The following is a 16,953-nucleotide window of genomic DNA, read 5'->3' as shown; positions in this document are numbered from 1 at the left end:
CGACGCTTTCACTTTCTGTCAGGACCCACAAAATGAGCGATACGATCACCACCAACCGCGAGACGGCGGACGCGGACCAAGCCAAGCAGGTGACGGCGCCTGCGAAGCGCAAGCTGCTGCTCGCCTTGCTGGCCGCCACAGTAGTGTTGGCCGGCGCGGGCTACGGCGCCTACTACATCACGAACGGTCAATATCATCAGTCGACCGACGATGCCTACGTCAACGGCAATCTCGTGCAGTTGACGCCGCAAGTGAGCGGCACCGTGGTGGCAGTGAACGCCGACGACACGCAGATCGTCAAGCAGGGCGCACCGGTCGTGACGCTCGATAACGCCGACGCGAAAGTCGCGCTGTCGAACGCCGAAGCGACGCTCGGCCAGACCGTGAGACAGGTCAGTGGCCTCTACGTGAACAACGACTTCTACGCCGCGACCATCGCGCAACGTCAGTCCGATCTCGCGCGCACCGAAGACGACCTCAAGCGCCGCCAGGCCGTTGCCGAAACGGGCGCGGTATCCGGCGAGGACATCGCTCATGCGCGCGACGCCGTCAGCTCCGCGCAAGCGGCGCTCGATGCCGCTCGCCAGCAGGCCGCGGCCAACCACGCGCTAACCGATCGCACGTCGGTCGAACAGCATCCGAACGTGCAGGCAGCCGCCTCGAAAGTGCGCGACGCGTACCTAAGTTACGCACGCAACACCTTGCCCGCGCCGGTTACGGGCTATGTGGCGCGCCGCTCGGTGCAGGTCGGTCAACGCGTGGCACCGGGCACGCCGTTGATGGCGATCGTGCCGCTCGACGGCGTGTGGGTCGATGCGAACTTCAAGGAAGGCCAATTGAAGCACATGCGCATCAGCCAACCGGTCACGCTGACTGCCGACGTGTATGGGTCGAGCGTCAAGTATCACGGCCACGTAGTGGGTTTTTCGGCGGGCACGGGGGCCGCATTCGCTGTGTTGCCCGCGCAGAATGCGACCGGCAACTGGATCAAGGTGGTACAGCGCCTCCCGGCGCGAATCCAGCTTGACCAGAACGAACTGAACGCTCATCCGCTGCGGATCGGCTTGTCGATGCAAGTCGATGTCGAAACGCGCGACGAGTCAGGCACCCAACTGGGCGCGGCAACCAACACCACGTATCGCACGGACGTGTTCGCCCAGTACGGCGCCGACGCCGACGCCGAAATCGCCAGGATCATCGCGCAGAACATGCCATCGGCACGCGCTGTAGCGGCAAGCGCGACACCAAAGAACGCAGCACGGATAGCAGGTTGAACGGGCGATCTCCTGACGCCCGTTTTTTTAACCGATTAGCTGACAAGTCAGGCATTAGCCTTCTTCCATAGGTGATGAAATGAATGGTTCGCCCAATTCCGCCACGCTCCCGCCTCTGACCGGCGGCAAGCTCGTGCTGGCGACGCTTGCCGTGGCATTGGCCACGTTTATGAACGTGCTTGATTCGTCGATTGCGAACGTCGCGATTCCGACCATTGCGGGCAATCTTGGTGTGTCGGTGGACGAGGGGACGTGGGTGATTACGCTGTTCGCCGCGGCCAACGCGATTGCGATTCCGTTGACGGGTTGGCTCACGCAGCGCGTCGGGCAAATCAAACTGTTCGTGTGGGCAATTCTGTTGTTCGTACTCTCGTCGTGGTTGTGCGGCATTGCGCCGACTCTGCCGGTACTGCTCGCGGCGCGGATCGTGCAGGGTGCGGTGGCGGGTCCGTTGATTCCGCTGTCGCAGGCGATTCTGCTCGGCTCGTATCCGCGGGAAAAGAGCTCGCACGCTTTGGCGTTGTGGGCCATGACAGCGACGGTCGGCCCGATCGCCGGCCCGGCGCTCGGTGGCTGGATTACCGATAGCTACTCGTGGTCATGGATCTTCTACATCAATATTCCAGTAGGCATCTTTGCAGCAGGCGTGACGTGGGCGATCTACCGCACGCGCGAAACCCCGACCAAACGCTTGCCGATCGACAAGGTGGGGCTGCTCTCGCTGATCGCATGGGTGGGCTCCCTGCAGATCATGCTCGACAAGGGCAAGGACCTGGACTGGTTCAATTCGCCTGTGATTGTCGCGCTGACCGTATTCGCGGCGATCAGCTTTGTGTTCTTTCTGATCTGGGAGCTGACCGAGAAGAATCCGATCGTCGACTTGCGATTGTTCGGAGGGCGTAATTTTCTGGGTGGCACGATTGCGATTTCGGTGGCCTACGCGGTGTTTTTCTCGAACCTTGTCCTGTTGCCGCAATGGATGCAGGAGTACTTGAGCTACCGGTCGGTGGACGCCGGTCTGGCTACCGCACCGCTTGGCATCTTTGCCGTGATTCTCGCGCCGGTGATGGCGAAGATCATGCCGAAGTCGGATGCGCGAGTCTTGGCGACGCTGGCGTTTCTCGGGTTTGCCGGCGTGTTTTTCATGCGCTCGCATTACACGACTGGCGTGGATACGTGGACCCTGGTTTTACCGACTCTGCTGCAAGGTATTCCGACTGCATTGTTCTTTGTGCCGCTGACGGCGATCATTCTTTCCGGCCTCACACCCGACAAGATTCCGGCCGCTGCGGGATTATCGAATTTCGCGCGGGTGTTTGCCGGGGCAGTGGGAACGTCGCTTGCTACTGCGGGTTGGAATGACCGTACGATCTTGCATCATGCGAGGCTGGCCGAGCAAACGAGTGTGAACAATCCAACGTTCACTTCCGCTCTGGACGCCGTGCAAGCGTCGCTGGGCGGAAGCGCTTCTCAGGCGATGGCGTTCTTCGAACAGTCGATGAATACGCAGGCAGCGATGCTCGGTCTGAACGATATTTTCTGGCTTTCAGCCGTGATTTTCGTGGTGATCATTCCGTTGATCTGGGTGACGAAGCCGGACAAGGCGAGTGCGGCAGCGGCGGCTGGTGCCGGGGGGCATTGAGGGACGGAGTTTCTGCGGCGTGGTCGTGGTTTGATCGAACCCGCTGACGTTGTCCAATGAGGCTGGGTCATGAGCGAAATATGGAAGTGAGCCGGTGTATGCTGCCTGAACATACCAATAGACGCTTTTCACCATGAACAAGACTGATGTCCCCCCCGCAGGCGACAACGGCGAGACCGCTGACGAGCCGCGCGTGCTCCACGCGAACACGCCCGCCGAGGTCGATTACGGGGCGCTGGTCCAGTCGATTGAAGACTACGCAATCTTCCTGCTGGATCCGACCGGACGTATCGTCAGCTGGAATGCCGGCGCGCAAAAACTGAAGGGCTACGCGGCGCGCGAAATCATCGGCGAGCACTTCTCGCGTTTCTACCCTGCCGAAGCCGTGGCGCGCGGCTGGCCCGCTTACGAGTTGCAGCAGGCAGCGCTGACTGGCCGCTTCGAGGACGAAGGCTGGCGGGTTCGCAAAGACGGCACGACCTTCTGGTGCAACGTGGTCATCACGGCGGTGCGCGACGAGGCGGGTGTGCTGACCGGCTTCGCCAAAATTACCCGCGATCTGACCACCCAGCGCGCGTTTGTGGAAGCGTTGCGGCAGAGCGAGGAACGCTTCCGTCTGTTGGTCGACAACGTGAAAGACTACGCGATTTTCATGCTCGATCCGGACGGCTATGTGGTGAGTTGGAACGCAGGCGCCGCGCGCATCAAAGGCTATACACGCGAGGAAATCGTCGGCCAGCATTTCTCGAACTTCTACACGCGCGAAGAAGCAGCGGCCGGCAAGCCCGCGCGCGAACTGGCGATCGCGAGGCAGCTCGGCCGTGTCGAAGACGAGGGCTGGCGCGTGCGCAAGGACGGCACGACCTTCTGGGCCAACGTCAACATCACCGCCGTCTATGACGAATCGAACCGGTTGCGTGGTTTCGCCAAAGTCACGCGCGATCTGACCGAGCGCCGTGAGCGCGAAGAGCTGGAGCGCTCCGGCGAGCGCATGCGCAAGTTTCTCGCGACCCTTGCCCACGAGTTGCGCAATCCGCTTGCACCGGTGCGCAACGCGATCGGCGTGATGCAACTCGAAGCGGGCATGAGCCCCACGCTGGCGCGCTCGCGCGATCTGATCGACCGCCAGGTCACGCACCTCACGCGTCTCGTCGACGATCTGCTCGACGTCGGCCGCATCATGTCGGACAAGGTTGAGTTGCGCCTCGCGCGTGTCGATCTGGCCGAAGTGGTGGCGCGTGCGATCGAAGCGGCACGGCCGTTTACCGATGCGCGGGAACAGAGCGTGGGGACGCATATGCCGGTCGAGCCGCTGATCGTGCACGGTGACACGACGCGGCTCGTGCAGGTGCTGCAAAACCTGCTGCATAACGCGTCGAAGTTTTCGCCGCCTGGCAGCCGCGTCGAGATCTTCGGACGCGTCGATCATCAGATGGCTGTGCTGGAAGTGCGCGATCGTGGCCGCGGCATTCCGGTACGTTCGCTCGATTCGATCTTCGAGTTGTTCGCGCAGGAAAAGGAAGGGCAAAGCCTCGGCGAAGGTGGCCTCGGCATCGGCCTTACATTGTGCAAATCGCTGGTCGAATTGCATGGCGGAAGCATCATCGCGAGCAGCGAGGGAGTGGGGTGCGGCAGCTCGTTCACGCTCAGTTTGCCGTTTGCCGCAGCGCTCCCCGCAGAGCAGGCTGATCAGGCCGGCGTGGCGGGAAACGCGGTGTCTGCGTTGCGTATTCTGTTGGTGGACGACAATCGCGACTCCGCCGACAGTCTCGCCATGCTGCTCGAACTCAAAGGCCACGAAGTCCGCATTGCCTACGACGGCCAGCAGGCGCTCGCCGTTGCGCCGCGCCTCGCGCCCCACCTTGCCTTGATCGACCTTGCGATGCCTAGAATGGACGGTTACGCGACGCTCGAGGCGTTGCGCGCGATGCCCGCGCTGTCCGACACGGTGTTCGCCGCCATGACCGGCTTCGGTCACGCAAGCGATCGCGAACGTACGCAATCGGCGGGATTTCACGCCCATCTCGTCAAGCCGGTGGAACTCGCGCTATTCGAAGCGTTGCTGGAGCAGGCGGAAACGCGGCGCCGGCCGTGCGGTCCCGGCTAGCCGTCAACGCGCGCTTCCTGACTGGATAAGCGCGGGCGCTAGCCTCGACCGCCTCGCGAGATTTCTTCACCCGCGCGATGCGGCATGCGCAGCGTGACCGGAATCGAAGCGAACGAGCACAAGCCCACCACCAGAAACGCGGGCCAGAAATCCGACCACATGATGCCTGGATGCCCGTGCAGCACGCGCGAAATCTGCAGCACGATACCGCCCACCGTCACGCCCAGGCCGAGCGACATCTGCTGCACGACGCTGCCGAGACTCGTCGCTCGCCCCACGTCGCGGCTGGCGATTTCCGCGTAAGTCAGCGAGTTGAGACTCGTGAATTGCAGCGCGGGGAAGAAGCCGCCGAGCAACACGACGAACCAGATGATCCAGGTCGGCGTGCCGGGGAAAAACAGTCCGCACGCCGCGATCGCAATCCCTGACAGCGCCGCGTTGACCACCAGCACCGAACGGAAGCCGAAGCGATGCAGCACGCGCGAGGCGAAGGTGCGCATGAACATGCCGCCGAACGCGGACGCGCAGGTAATCAGGCCGGACTCGAACGCGCTCATGCCGTGTCCTTCCTGCAGCATCAGCGGCAGCAGAAAGGGCAGCGCGCCGAGGCCGATGCGAAACAGCGAGCCGCCGAGCACGCTCGCCTGGAAAGTCGGTACCTTGAAGAAGCGCAGATCGAGCAACGGCAATTTGACGCGCTGTGCGTACGCGACGTAGACCACCAGCAGCGCAGCGCCGCTCGCACACATGCCGAACGCGTCCCGATTCGACATGAGTTCGCCGCCGACTAGCGACAGTCCGAGCAGAAGCAGCACCGCGCCGGCCGCCGACAGAAAAAAGCCGATCCAGTCGAGCGGTCCGGGATCCGGTTCACGCGTGTTGGCGATATACCGGTTGGTCAGATAGATACCCAAAATGCCGATCGGCACATTGATGAAGAAGATCAGGCGCCAGTGCAGATAGGTGGTGATGAAGCCGCCGAGCAGCGGTCCGGCTGCCGGCCCGAGCAGCGCCGGGACGCTCAGATAGTTCATCGCGCGGATGAAGTCGGACTTGTGGACCACGCGAAAGATGATGATCCGCCCGACCGGCACCATCATCGCGCCGCCGACGCCTTGCACGAAACGGGCGAGGGTGAAGGTGGCCAGCGAGTTCGACGCGGCGCACAGGAGCGAGCCGGTCACGAAGATGCCGATCGCGGTGCGGAAAATCGTCCGCGCACCGAAGCGGTCCGCAAGCCAGCCGCACACCGGGATAAACACACCGAGACCGAGCACGTAGCTCGTCACCGCGATTTTCAGTGTGACCGGATCGCGCCCGAAGTCGCGCGCCATGACCGGCAAGGCGGTGACGATCACATTCGCATCGACGCTTTCCATGAACATCGCACATGCGACGATAAGGGGCGCAATCAGGGCTTTCTGAACGACGGTCATGAGGGGCGGGCGATCTGCGGCGGGAGGTCGCAGGCAAAGGCGACATTATTGCACCTGTACGGTGCGGATGGTTAATAGTGCAGCGCCTGATGGCGCCCCTTTTCGAGACTGCGGGGATCGCGGATGTCGCCGTCCCACAACATGCCGGCGACATTTTTGATATTTGTTGCGGTGCGGCATGAGAGGGCTATAATCGGGTTATTGCCTAGGTATAAACCCTATACAGGAGTCCACCATGAACACCGCTTCCAACGCCGCTGCTGTCCGCACTGCACCCGCCGCTAACACCTGGCCGGGCAAGCTCCGCGCACTGGCTCTGCATGCACTGAACCTGCATTTGCAAAACTGCGCTGTGATCGCTGAAGCGCATCGCCGTCCGCAGTAAGCATCGGGAAGCGCCAGTGTCACCACGGGCGCTGCAAAGTAAGGCGGGGCGCACGCATGCGCAGCGCCAGTTGCCGGATCGCACGCTTGCATAGCCGGGCTGCCGCCAAGTCACCGACCGTGGCAAGCAACCGGCGGTTTTGACCGTATCTTTTAGCGGCTCGGGATCTCGAACACCAGACAGGTCGTCGTGGCATGCGCGTAGAGCGTGCCGTCGGGGCCGACGAGGCGAGCCTCCGCCGTGGCCAGTTGCCGTCCGCAATGAATCACCTTGCCTTCGGCGCGCACGCGTTGCACGCGCGGCGTCACGGCTTTCACGTAATTCACGCTCAGCTCGGCGGTGGTGTAGCCGCGGCCCGGCGCCATCATCGTGTGCACCGAGCAGCCTAGCGCGGAATCGAGCAAGGTGGCGATCCAGCCGCCGTGCACGGTTCCGAGTGGATTCAGATGCTGCGCGAGCGGCGTGCCCTGAAAGACCGCTTGCCCAGCACTGACTTCGACGATCGTAAAGTCGAGCGTGCGCGCAATCGGGGCGTAGGGCAGCTCCGCGTTCATCATCGCCTGCATGACTTCCAGGCCGGTCTTGCCCGCCACCTGTTCGGGGCTTGCGACGCCGGGGCCCGGGCCGGCGTTAAGCGTCGCCAAGACTTCCTGCTCGCGTGCGAGCCAGCGTTCGAGCTGTTGTTCGTTCGTCAATCCGTGTCTCCTGTCCTGAGGGAAGCGTGCTTCGGAATCGATGCATCGTCATCGATTAGAGCACCAAACCGCATCAGGGCGCTGGAGGGCGACCTCTGGATTGCCGGCACGCGCAGCGCCCGTGCGTTACTTCCTGATTCGCGATGCAACCACGCGCTGCACTTTGGTCGCTCGCGCGGACAACGCGCTCATCAGAAGCGCCATCGACACCAACCCGACCAGATACACACCGGCCATCACCCAATCCTGATCCGCCATCATCGTTCTCCTTCAATTGCCGCCATTTCCGCCGCAAAAAACCAACATTGCGCCGTGCTCTTGATCTCGATTACGGCACGCGCAGCGAAAATCTTGATGGAGCGAATCAGCCTTTAAAACGGTGCGCGATCGAACGATATCGACCCCATGTCGAATCTTTGTCTCGCGATCTTCAATAAGCGTTTAAAATCCAGCCCCTTGTCGAGCGTAGCGGTCCTCATCAGCACGCCAAGCCAATCGGCAATATCGACCGTTTTATCGGCCATATTGCTCTGCCATGCGCCCCGTCATGCCGCGAAGTGCGTTCAGCTTCAATGACCGGCCCAGGTTAAAACCCGACGAATTCACTGACATTGGCTGACACTGTCAACCTTTTCAACACTTTGCCGTTATCCATTTGTAATCGCCGAAGTAAGGCGACGCCGTGACAGACGACCCGTCGCCACGACAGCTCTACGAAGGTCCGCATTGACCATGTTCCACCGATATAACAATAAATTCGACCAGCCAGGCGCGATGTTCGACCGTATATCGAAGACGCTTGGCAAGCGGAGCCTCCTCTCGCCCTTGCTCGCACTCGTCATTTGCGGGCTGTTGCTGCTCGTCTTGCAACATCTCTCGCAAGCGGTCGACTATCGCTCGGTCATGCGCGAGCTACGTCACCTGACGGCAGGCGAGTGGGCCGCGGCGCTCGGCGCGACCACGCTCAGCTATATCGCGCTGGTCGGTCGCGACGCGGTCGGCTTGCGCTACCTGGGCGCGGCGGTGCCGCGCGCGGCCCTGTGGATCGGCGCGACCGCGGGCTCCGCGCTCGGCAATGCGACCGGCTTCGGTGCGTTGACGGGCGGCGCGGTGCGCGTGCGCGTCTACGGGGTGTCGAACGTCACCCCCGCACAGATCGGCCGCATGACCGTGTTCACGAGCGTGTCGCTCGGGCTCGCGCTGGTGTTGATGACGGCACTCGGCATGGTGTGCCTCGCCGACCCGCTTGCGACGATGCTGCATCTCCCGCCGCTTACGCTGCGTTGGAGCGGCGCGGCGCTGCTCGTCGTGCTCGGACTCGCGGCCGCCGCCTGCCGTCGCGACACGCGACCGATCCGCACGCGCTGGCAGTGGCTGTCGTTCGACATCCCGGCGCGCCGCGATCTGCTCGCGCAAGTGGCCCTCGCGGTACTCGACGTGGTGGCCGCGGGTCTCGCGCTGTGGGCGCTGCTGCCGCATGCGGACGTCGGCTTCGTGACCTTCATCACCGTCTATGCCGCCGCGATGCTGCTCGGCATGATCGGCCACACACCCGGCGGTGTCGGCGTGTTCGAAGCCGCGATGGTGTTCACGCTGAACGGCAGCGTGCAAACGCATCAGATGGTCGCGGCGTTGCTTGCTTATCGCGCGATTTACTTCGGCGTGCCGCTGATCGTCTCGGCGGCGCTGCTCGCCGGCTTCGAAGGTCGCGCGCTGAAAAGCCGCCTGCCACTGCGGCACGCGGCAGGTGCCTACAAACTCGCGCCGCTGTTTCTGAGCCTCGTGACTTTCGTCGTGGGCGGCATGCTGGTGATTTCCAGCGCGACGCCCGCGTTCTGGCAGCGCATCCGGATTCTGCGCGACGTGCTGCCGCTGTGGGTGCTCGAAAGCTCGCAGATGCTGTGCAGCGTGCTCGGCGTGCTGCTGTTGTTCGTCGCGCGTGGTTTGCTGCGGCGTCTGGACGCCGCGTGGTGGATGACCTTGCTGCTGGCGGTGCTGAGCCTCGCGCTCTCGCTGACCAAAGGCCTCGCCTTCGTGGAAGCGAGTGTGCTTGGCATGCTGATCGCGCTGCTGTTGTCCACGCGCCGCCGTTTCAACCGCCATTCGTCGCTGTTTGCCGAGCGCTTTACGGCGGGCTGGCTGGTGTCGGTGGCGATGGTGCTCGCGCTCGCCGTGTGGGTGATGCTGTTTGCGTTCCGCGACGTGCCGTACACGCGCGACCTTTGGTGGCAATTCGCTTTCGACGAACGCGCCCCGCGTGCGCTGCGCGCGACCCTGGCCGCCAGCCTGTTCGCCGCCACGTTCTCTTTCTGGCAATTGCTGCGCCCTGCGGCGGGCCGTTTCGTCATGCCTGCTCCGCAGGATCTGCAAGACGCGGCGCGCATCGTGCGCGCCCAGGAGCGCAGCGACGCCGGCCTCGCGCTGATGGGCGACAAGAGTTTCCTCTTTTCCGAATCGCGCGAAGCCTTCCTGATGTACGCAAAAAACGGCCGCACGTGGGCCGCGCTTCACGATCCGGTTGGGCCGCGCGAGGAGTGGGCCGGCTTGATCAGCAAGTTCGTCGCGCTCGCGCATGCACACGGCGGCCGTGCCGCGTTCTATCAGGTGCGCGCCAATGCCTTGCCGCTTTACCTCGACGCCGGCCTCACGCTGATGAAGCTCGGCGAAGAAGCCCACGTGGTGCTCGACGATTTCGACCTGAAGGGCTCGCATCGCGCGCATCTGCGCTATGCGCTCAAGCGCGGCGAACGTGACGGCTTTGCCGTCGAAGTGATCGATCAGGCCGATGTGCCTGCGTCGCTCGAAACGCTGCGCGAGATTTCCGACGGCTGGCTCGATAGCCGCGACGCGCGCGAAAAGAGCTTTTCGGTGGCAGCGTTTACCGACGAATACCTCGCCGCGCAATCCGTGATGCTGGTGCGCCAGAACGGCGAGCCGGCCGCTTTCGTGACCTTCATGACAACCGACATGAACACCGAAGCAACGGTCGGCGTGATGCGGCACGTGGAAAGTGCGTCGCCGTATGCGATGGAATATCTGTTTACCCAACTGGCGCTGCATCTGAAGCAGGCGGGGTTTCGCTCGCTCAGTCTCGGCATCGCGCCGCTCTCCGGCATGCAGCCGACACCGCTCGCGTCGCGCTGGCATCGGCTGGCGGGCATCGTGTGGCGCTTCGGCGGCCGCTTCTATAACTTCCGCGGACTGCGTGCTTTCAAGAGCAAGTTCCAGCCGCATTGGGAGCCGCGCTATCTCGCGGCGTCAGGTTCGATGGGTGTGTTCTTCACGCTCGCGGACCTGTCATTGCTGGCAGGAGGCCGGCGTTCATGACATTGCATCCGTTTTTCAGGCTCGCCGTGGCGGCGGGCCTTGTTGTTGGCAGCGCGGCCGCCCTGGCCGCAACCACCACCGTATCAGGTGGCCGTTATGGCGACGTGACGGTGACACAGCCAGCCGGCCCCTTGCGCGGCTTCGTGGTGCTTTACTCGGCGGCCGGCGGCTGGAGTGCGGCCGACCAGCAAACCGCCGATGCGCTCGCCAAGGCCGGGGCGTTGACCGTCGGCGTGGATACGGCGCGCTATGCGGCCAATCTGAGCGCGAAACAGGAAGCCTGCCATCAACTGGTGGGCGACGCTGAAGCCTTGAGCCATCAACTCGAACGGCAATCGCAATCGAGCCGCTATTTCGCGCCGATCGTCGCGGGTACGGGGCAGGGCGCGACGCTGGCGATGCATGTGCTCGAACAGGCGCCGTCGAATACGGTTGCCGGCGCGGTCTCGGTGGACGCGGAGCGCACGCTGGATTCGCGCTTCCAACCGTGCCCGCCGGACCCGACGATCATCCGCGACAAGGTGCCTGGCTTCGTCGAAAAGGCGACGCCCGGCAACGGCGATCGCACGCGGCTCGTTGCGATGGTCACGCCGCATTTGCAGACAGCGTCGACGAACGATGACGACGTCTCCGATCTGCCGCTGATCGAATTGCCCGCAGCGCATCCGAACGGCCTCATGGCGATCGTGATTTCCGGCGACGGCGGCTGGCGCGACCTCGACAAGACCATCTCGCTCGCCTTGCAGAAAGACGGCGTTTCGGTGATCGGCATCGACAGCCTCCGCTACTTCTGGAGCGAAAAGACACCGGCTCAGACGAGCCGCGATCTCGCGCGCGTGATACAGACCTACGGGGCACGCTGGCATGCGGACCATATTGCGCTCGTCGGCTATTCGTTCGGCGCCGACGTCATGCCGTTCGCCTATAACCGCTTGCCTGAAGCGCTGCGTGCGAAAGTGTCGCTAATTGCGCTGCTCGGTTTCGCGCCCGACGCCGATTTCCAGATCCGCGTGGGCGGCTGGCTCGGTATGCCGGCGAGCGACAAAGCCTTGAAGGTGCAGCCGGAATTTGCACGCGTACCACCCGCGATCGTGCAGTGCTTCTACGGTGAAGACGAGAAGGACACCTTGTGTCCGGCGCTGACCAACACCGGCGTCGAGGTGATTCGTACGTCGGGCGACCATCACTTCGGCCGCGACTACAACGCGTTGGAGCGGCACATTCTGGACGCCTTCCGGAAGCAAAGCGGTGTGCGTAATTAACACACCTGTATGAAGCGCGCCGCTCGCAGCGGCGCACCGTCAAACACCCCTCATTCGTCTGTTGAGAGCGGTATCGCACATATACCGGCCGTGCCGGATCCTATGATTCTCACGAAGCCTTGGACGACAGCGTTCTCTAGCGATATCGCGTGAGGACACCGGCTTTCCTCGGTGTCGTCCGCGCCTCTTTCTTGTGAAACTCTCCTGCGATAACGCAGCGCGTTACTGGGTCGCTCACGCCTCCGGCAGCGTGCTTTCGGCATAACCGGCAACTTTTTTCGCGCCCGTTCGGATCAGCCGATGCGCGCGCCGGTTCCATGCCTAATGGACCGAGACTGTGAATGCTGGATTCCTTCTTCTTCGACACTGCCGCGAGCGAGCCGGATAGTCCCGCGCTATGGGTCGATGAATGCCTCTATGGCTATGACGAACTCGCATCGCGGGCGCGCCGGATCGCGGCCGGATTGACGGCCGCCATGCCGGCCGGCCGGCTCGGACGCTGTCTGCTGTTCGCGCATCGCAGTGTGGCCGCCTACGCCGGCCTGCTGGGGATCCTCAAGGCGGGTTTCGCTTACGTGCCGCTCAATCCCAACGTACCTGCCGCGCGCATTGCAGCCGTGATCGAGCAGTCGGGCGCGCCGCTGCTGCTGGTCGACCGGCGTTGCAAGGCAGTGCTCGGCGAAGTGTTGTCGTTGCTTGACGACTGTCCGCGGATATTGCTGCTGGATGACGAAGGCGGGCTCCATTCCGAACCATCAGTTGCAGAAGCCGCCACGTCACGCGCACCGCACGATCTGGCCTACGTACTCTTCACGTCCGGTTCGACCGGCGCGCCCAAAGGCGTACCGATCTCGCACGCCAACGCTCACGCCTACGTAACCGGGCAACTGCAACTGCTGGGCAGGATGCCCCGTGCGCGCTACGCGCAATGGTGCGAACTCACTTTCGATCCGTCAGTACACGACATGTTCGTGTGCTGGGCAAACGGCGGCTGCCTGTACGTGCCGAAGACTGTCGAGCCGATCTACAACGCGGCCTTTATCAAGGACCACGCGATTACGCACTGGAGCAGCGTGCCCTCGGTGGCCGGCTTCATGCAGCAATTTCGCAAACTGGGCGCGAACGAATTTCCGAGCGTGCGCGTCACCCTGTTCGGCGGTGAGCCCTTGCCGCGTTTGTTGGTGCAGGCGTGGTTGCAAGCCGCGCCGAACAGCCGGGTACTGAATATGTACGGACCGACGGAAACCACGGTGGCCTGCGCGGCTTTCGAAGTCACGCCGGATTCTCCCGGCGATCCGCAGCATGCGGTTATGCCGCTCGGCGGCGCATTGCCGGGGATGGAACTGTTGATCGTCGACGCGGCGCTCGCGCCGGTAGCGCCCGGTGAAAGCGGTGAGTTGCTGATCGGCGGGCCCCAGTTAGCCGCGGGCTATCTGTCAGCGGACGAGCCAGGCAATTGCCGTTTTGTCTCGATGACCTATCCGGGCCGCAGGTCGCAACGCTGGTATCGAAGCTCGGACGCCGCGCGCGAGGTAGCCGGGCAGGGCATTGTGTTTCAAGGGCGGCTGGACACGCAGATCAAGATACGCGGCAATCGGATCGAGCTCGAAGAAGTCGAACATGTCGTGCAGGCATGCAGCCAGGCGGCGCTCTGCGCGGTGGTCGCATGGCCCGTCGACGATGCGGGCCGTGCCGGCGGCCTGATTGCCTTCGTGACCAGCGCGCAAGGCAGCGCGCTACAGATTCTGCAGGCGTGCCGTCAGCGCTTGCCGGTCTATGCCGTGCCGCAACGGATCGTGCAACTCGACGCGTTGCCGCTCAGTACGAACGGAAAGATCGACAGGAAGGCGCTCGCCGAATGCTGTGCAAGCAGCGATGCGCTCGCCTGATGCATCGATGCTGTAGCTGAAAATTCAGGTATTCGGGGTGTCAAATGAAAAATCACATGCGCGGCCTGCTTCAGGAGATCGCCTGTCTCGACGTACCGGTCGATGCACTAGGTGATCGCGACGATCTCTATGCGGCAGGTTTGTCATCGCTCGGATCGGTTCGCCTCATGATGGCCATCGAAGAAACCTTCGCCATCGAAATTCCAGCCGCGCTGATTACCCACGATCTGTTTCAGAGCATCGATTCCCTCGCTCGCGTGATTGCGCATCTCGTGCCCGAGGAATCGCTTGCGCCGCGAACCTGACGTGGCGCTCCGGCAACCGATCATGACGAATCCGTCCACCATGACGCCGGTAACTTTCGACGGCTGTTTCGGATGGCTGCACCGGCCGGCTGGCGCTCAGGCGGAGATGGGCGTGGTGCTCTGCAATCCGTTCGGCTATGAAGCACTGTGCACGTATCACGGCTGGCGCGAATTCGCCGAGGCGCTCGCGGCGCGCGGCATGCCCACGCTGCGCTTCGACTACCCCGGCACCGGCGATTCGAGCGGCCACGAGGAAGATCCGCAGCGCTTACGCGCATGGCTCGACAGTATCAAGACGGCTGCGACGTGGCTTCGCGCCGAAACCGGCGTGACGCGCCTGAGTCTATGCGGGTTGCGTCTGGGGGCCACGCTCGCGGCGTTGGCCGCCGAGGAGTTGGGCGGCGTCGAAAATCTCGTGCTGCTCATGCCGGTCAGTTCGGGCAAGAGCTATATCCGCGAGTTGGAAATCCAGCATCAAAGCTGGCTCAGTGCGCAACAAGCGCTCGGACTCACTCCCGATGCGGAGGCTGCGGAAACGATCGGTGCGCATGGCTTCCGTCTCTATCCGGACTCGCTCGAGATGCTCGCGAAGATCGATCTCGAGCAGGGCGTGCAATGTCCCGCGCAGCGGGTGCTGCTGCAGGACCTGAACGAAAGTGCGCGTCTGAAGCGGCTGGCCGCGCATTACCAGGCGCAGGGCGTCCAGGTTGACCTGCAGATTTTCAGCGAGTACAGCAGGTTCCTGCTCGATCCTAGCTACAGCGAGACGCCTGGCCAGGCTTTCGATAGCGCGCTCGAATGGCTGGGTGCGAGCGCAGGCACAGCGGCCGGGACGGCCGTCGAGATGCGAGGCTGCGCAGCCACCGCGAGGATCGAGTTCGCGCATGGCCGTGAGACGCCAGTCGTGTTCGATGGCGGGCGTTACGCCGGCGTGTTCTGTCAGCCATTGCGCGCACTTGAAGGCGCCCCGGCGGTGCTTTTCGTCAACACGGGCGGCGTGCACCGCGTCGGCGACGGCCGCTTCACGGTGCTGATGGCGCGGCATCTCGCGGCTCAGGGCATCGCGTCGTTGCGCATGGACCTCAGCGGTCTCGGCGACAGTCTTCGTCGTGATGAAGCGCTGACGCTCGACATGGCGTACGCCCGGTACGCAGTCGCCGACGCCAGGGCCGGGGTCGACTGGCTGGTGGCAAAGGGCCATTCGAAGACCGTCATGTTCGGCGTCTGCACGGGCGCGTACGTCAGTCTTCATACGGCGCTCGCTCACCCAGCCGTGGCAGGCTGCGCCTCCGTCAACCTGCCGTTTTTTGTGTGGGGCGGCGCGCGGACGCGGCCGGGCGCGCAGCACGTGGCGTCGAGCGTCGTCTACCGGCGCGCGATGCGCAATCCACGCAAGTGGCTGCGGCTATTGACCGGACAGGCGAACGGTCGCGCGATCATCGCGGAACTCACGCGCCGTCTATGCGCGCGCATCACCGCGCGTGTCAGTACGGCGCTCGAACGGCTCTTCGGGCAGTCGACGCCAGGTGGATCGGTCCGCAGAATCGCGCTGGAACTCGAGCGCAAGGGTGTGCGAACCGCGCTGATGTACGGTCCGCTCGACGAGGGGCTGGACGAGCTGGAGATTCATTTTGGACCGAACGGCAGCCAGCTCGGCAAGCTGAGGAACGTCAGCGTAAAGGTGGTGGGGAAGGTGGATCACGCGCTCTTTTCACGCGCGGCGCGTGATGCGGTGATGGCGCAGTTCGACGCGTTTCTGCGCGAAAGCGTGCTGGGTGCGCGGCGTGAAACCGTCGCGCCGAATCCCCGCTTGCATGTCGCGGAAGTCCCGCAGCCTTGAGTTCGCGGTGTCTTCCGCGGCACCGGTTTCCGCGTGGGTTGCCATGCCGTTTGCCGCGCTGGCAGCAATACTGCGTGACGCGGTCGACCTCGTGAGGCCCATAGACGACGCTGCCCGGCGTAACGAACAGGGATTGACAAAGCCCGTCCAGTCAACGAAGATCGGACGCATGAACTGCCTCGACATCCGTATTGCGCTGATTATTAGCACCATTCATCGAATGGTGGGTTAGCGCGCGTCTGATACGCAGTGACAATAACCCGCCCCACGAGGCGGGTTTTTTTATGTCCGCTTTCTGCCTGCCTCCTGGTGATCTCTTTGATGACTTGTCCTTGCCGCACAGGAGCTTGCCTTGCCGTTACACGAACTCAATAAGGTCGACGAAGCCGCTGACAGCGTCGCATTGCGCCACGACTACCTGAAGAAAACCCTGACCGCGCGCGTCTATGACGTAGCCCGCGAGACCGAACTCGAACGCGCGCCGAATCTGTCGGCACGGCTGCGTAATCCGGTTTATCTGAAGCGTGAGGACAACCAGCCAGTGTTCTCGTTCAAGGTGCGCGGCGCGTACAACAAGATGGCGCATATTCCGGCGGATGCGCTGGAGCGGGGCGTCATTACCGCGTCGGCGGGCAATCATGCGCAGGGCGTCGCGTTGTCGGCAGCCCGCATGGGGGTGAAGGCGATCATCGTGGTGCCCGTGACGACCCCGCAGGTGAAAGTCGACGCGGTGCGCGCGCATGGCGGGGCGACCGTCGAAGTCGTGCAGTTCGGCGAATCCTATAGCGATG

14 protein-coding genes are annotated in these 16,953 nt (G+C 63.3%); 10 read left to right on the top strand and 4 right to left on the bottom strand.

Annotation, left to right across the window (positions count from 1 at the left end; genetic code table 11):
• Positions 1–32: 32 nt before the first annotated feature.
• From FSO04_RS38275 to FSO04_RS38265, 3 genes are all read left to right on the top strand, one after another.
• Positions 33–1,274, top strand: a complete 1,242-nt coding sequence (locus FSO04_RS38275) for an HlyD/EmrA/EmrK family protein (protein WP_154566650.1) — start codon at positions 33–35, stop codon at positions 1,272–1,274.
• A 79-nt stretch (positions 1,275–1,353) separates the two neighbouring features.
• Positions 1,354–2,916, top strand: coding sequence for a DHA2 family efflux MFS transporter permease subunit (locus tag FSO04_RS38270; RefSeq protein ID WP_154566649.1), 1,563 nt, complete (start codon positions 1,354–1,356; stop codon positions 2,914–2,916).
• Between the two features lie 133 nt (positions 2,917–3,049).
• Complete coding sequence (locus FSO04_RS38265) at positions 3,050–5,023, top strand: PAS domain-containing hybrid sensor histidine kinase/response regulator (protein ID WP_154566648.1); 1,974 nt, start codon at positions 3,050–3,052, stop codon at positions 5,021–5,023.
• A gap of 38 nt (positions 5,024–5,061) precedes the next feature.
• Here FSO04_RS38265 and FSO04_RS38260 read toward each other — a convergent pair whose 3' ends face one another.
• The gene (locus FSO04_RS38260; RefSeq protein WP_097392831.1) at positions 5,062–6,459 is read right to left on the bottom strand and encodes an MFS transporter; all 1,398 of its coding nucleotides are present in this window, start codon (positions 6,457–6,459) and stop codon (positions 5,062–5,064) included.
• Between the two features lie 235 nt (positions 6,460–6,694).
• Between FSO04_RS38260 and FSO04_RS46590 the strand changes: the two genes are divergently transcribed.
• A complete protein-coding gene (locus FSO04_RS46590) occupies positions 6,695–6,844 on the top strand; it encodes a hypothetical protein (RefSeq protein ID WP_166618335.1) in 150 nt (49 codons plus the stop codon).
• 152 nt (positions 6,845–6,996) lie between these two features.
• On the opposite strand, the gene FSO04_RS38255 is transcribed toward FSO04_RS46590, so the two are convergent.
• The 3 genes from FSO04_RS38255 to FSO04_RS38250 form a co-directional block, all read right to left on the bottom strand.
• Complete coding sequence (locus FSO04_RS38255; RefSeq protein ID WP_154566647.1) at positions 6,997–7,539, bottom strand: PaaI family thioesterase; 543 nt, start codon at positions 7,537–7,539, stop codon at positions 6,997–6,999.
• Between the two features lie 126 nt (positions 7,540–7,665).
• Positions 7,666–7,800, bottom strand: coding sequence for a hypothetical protein (locus FSO04_RS48410; protein ID WP_267905075.1), 135 nt, complete (start codon positions 7,798–7,800; stop codon positions 7,666–7,668).
• A gap of 110 nt (positions 7,801–7,910) precedes the next feature.
• Positions 7,911–8,063: a hypothetical protein gene (locus FSO04_RS38250; RefSeq protein WP_154566646.1), complete on the bottom strand. Its 153-nt coding sequence runs from the start codon at positions 8,061–8,063 to the stop codon at positions 7,911–7,913.
• 250 nt (positions 8,064–8,313) lie between these two features.
• Between FSO04_RS38250 and mprF the strand changes: the two genes are divergently transcribed.
• From mprF to FSO04_RS38220, 6 genes are all read left to right on the top strand, one after another.
• Positions 8,314–10,866, top strand: a complete 2,553-nt coding sequence (gene mprF, locus FSO04_RS38245) for a bifunctional lysylphosphatidylglycerol flippase/synthetase MprF (RefSeq protein ID WP_233465156.1) — start codon at positions 8,314–8,316, stop codon at positions 10,864–10,866.
• Positions 10,863–12,128: a virulence factor family protein gene (locus FSO04_RS38240; RefSeq protein ID WP_154566644.1), complete on the top strand. Its 1,266-nt coding sequence runs from the start codon at positions 10,863–10,865 to the stop codon at positions 12,126–12,128. Before mprF ends, FSO04_RS38240 begins: the two co-directional genes overlap by 4 nt.
• A gap of 341 nt (positions 12,129–12,469) precedes the next feature.
• Entirely contained in the window at positions 12,470–14,017 is a 1,548-nt protein-coding gene (locus FSO04_RS38235; RefSeq protein ID WP_154566643.1) for an amino acid adenylation domain-containing protein, read from the top strand.
• 44 nt (positions 14,018–14,061) lie between these two features.
• Positions 14,062–14,322 (top strand): acyl carrier protein, encoded by a 261-nt coding sequence (locus tag FSO04_RS38230; RefSeq protein WP_154566642.1) that lies wholly within the window; start codon positions 14,062–14,064, stop codon positions 14,320–14,322.
• Between the two features lie 22 nt (positions 14,323–14,344).
• A complete protein-coding gene (locus FSO04_RS38225; protein WP_233465152.1) occupies positions 14,345–16,162 on the top strand; it encodes a serine aminopeptidase domain-containing protein in 1,818 nt (605 codons plus the stop codon).
• A gap of 352 nt (positions 16,163–16,514) precedes the next feature.
• Positions 16,515–16,953, top strand: a 439-nt coding sequence (locus tag FSO04_RS38220) for a pyridoxal-phosphate dependent enzyme (protein WP_174825336.1), incomplete at its 3' end; no start/stop codon positions are given.

It is taken from the genome of Paraburkholderia madseniana (assembly GCF_009690905.1).
In the GTDB taxonomy this organism is placed as follows: domain Bacteria; phylum Pseudomonadota; class Gammaproteobacteria; order Burkholderiales; family Burkholderiaceae; genus Paraburkholderia; species Paraburkholderia madseniana.
Note: the sequence above shows the minus strand (reverse complement) of the source record. Positions and strands in the feature narration are given on the sequence as shown.

What these genes read in the sequence shown, in the direction of transcription:
- FSO04_RS38225 (WP_233465152.1), top strand. Translation starts at nt 14,345, where the DNA reads ATGACGAATCCGTCCACCATGACGCCGGTAACTTTCGACGGCTGTTTC.
- FSO04_RS38270 (WP_154566649.1), top strand. Translation starts at nt 1,354, where the DNA reads ATGAATGGTTCGCCCAATTCCGCCACGCTCCCGCCTCTGACCGGCGGC.
- FSO04_RS38265 (WP_154566648.1), top strand. Translation starts at nt 3,050, where the DNA reads ATGAACAAGACTGATGTCCCCCCCGCAGGCGACAACGGCGAGACCGCT.
- FSO04_RS38275 (WP_154566650.1), top strand. Translation starts at nt 33, where the DNA reads ATGAGCGATACGATCACCACCAACCGCGAGACGGCGGACGCGGACCAA.
- FSO04_RS38230 (WP_154566642.1), top strand. Translation starts at nt 14,062, where the DNA reads ATGAAAAATCACATGCGCGGCCTGCTTCAGGAGATCGCCTGTCTCGAC.
- FSO04_RS38235 (WP_154566643.1), top strand. Translation starts at nt 12,470, where the DNA reads ATGCTGGATTCCTTCTTCTTCGACACTGCCGCGAGCGAGCCGGATAGT.
- FSO04_RS46590 (WP_166618335.1), top strand. Translation starts at nt 6,695, where the DNA reads ATGAACACCGCTTCCAACGCCGCTGCTGTCCGCACTGCACCCGCCGCT.
- FSO04_RS38250 (WP_154566646.1), bottom strand. Translation starts at nt 8,063, where the DNA reads ATGGCCGATAAAACGGTCGATATTGCCGATTGGCTTGGCGTGCTGATG.
- FSO04_RS38240 (WP_154566644.1), top strand. Translation starts at nt 10,863, where the DNA reads ATGACATTGCATCCGTTTTTCAGGCTCGCCGTGGCGGCGGGCCTTGTT.
- FSO04_RS38260 (WP_097392831.1), bottom strand. Translation starts at nt 6,459, where the DNA reads ATGACCGTCGTTCAGAAAGCCCTGATTGCGCCCCTTATCGTCGCATGT.
- FSO04_RS48410 (WP_267905075.1), bottom strand. Translation starts at nt 7,800, where the DNA reads ATGATGGCGGATCAGGATTGGGTGATGGCCGGTGTGTATCTGGTCGGG.
- mprF (WP_233465156.1), top strand. Translation starts at nt 8,314, where the DNA reads ATGTTCGACCGTATATCGAAGACGCTTGGCAAGCGGAGCCTCCTCTCG.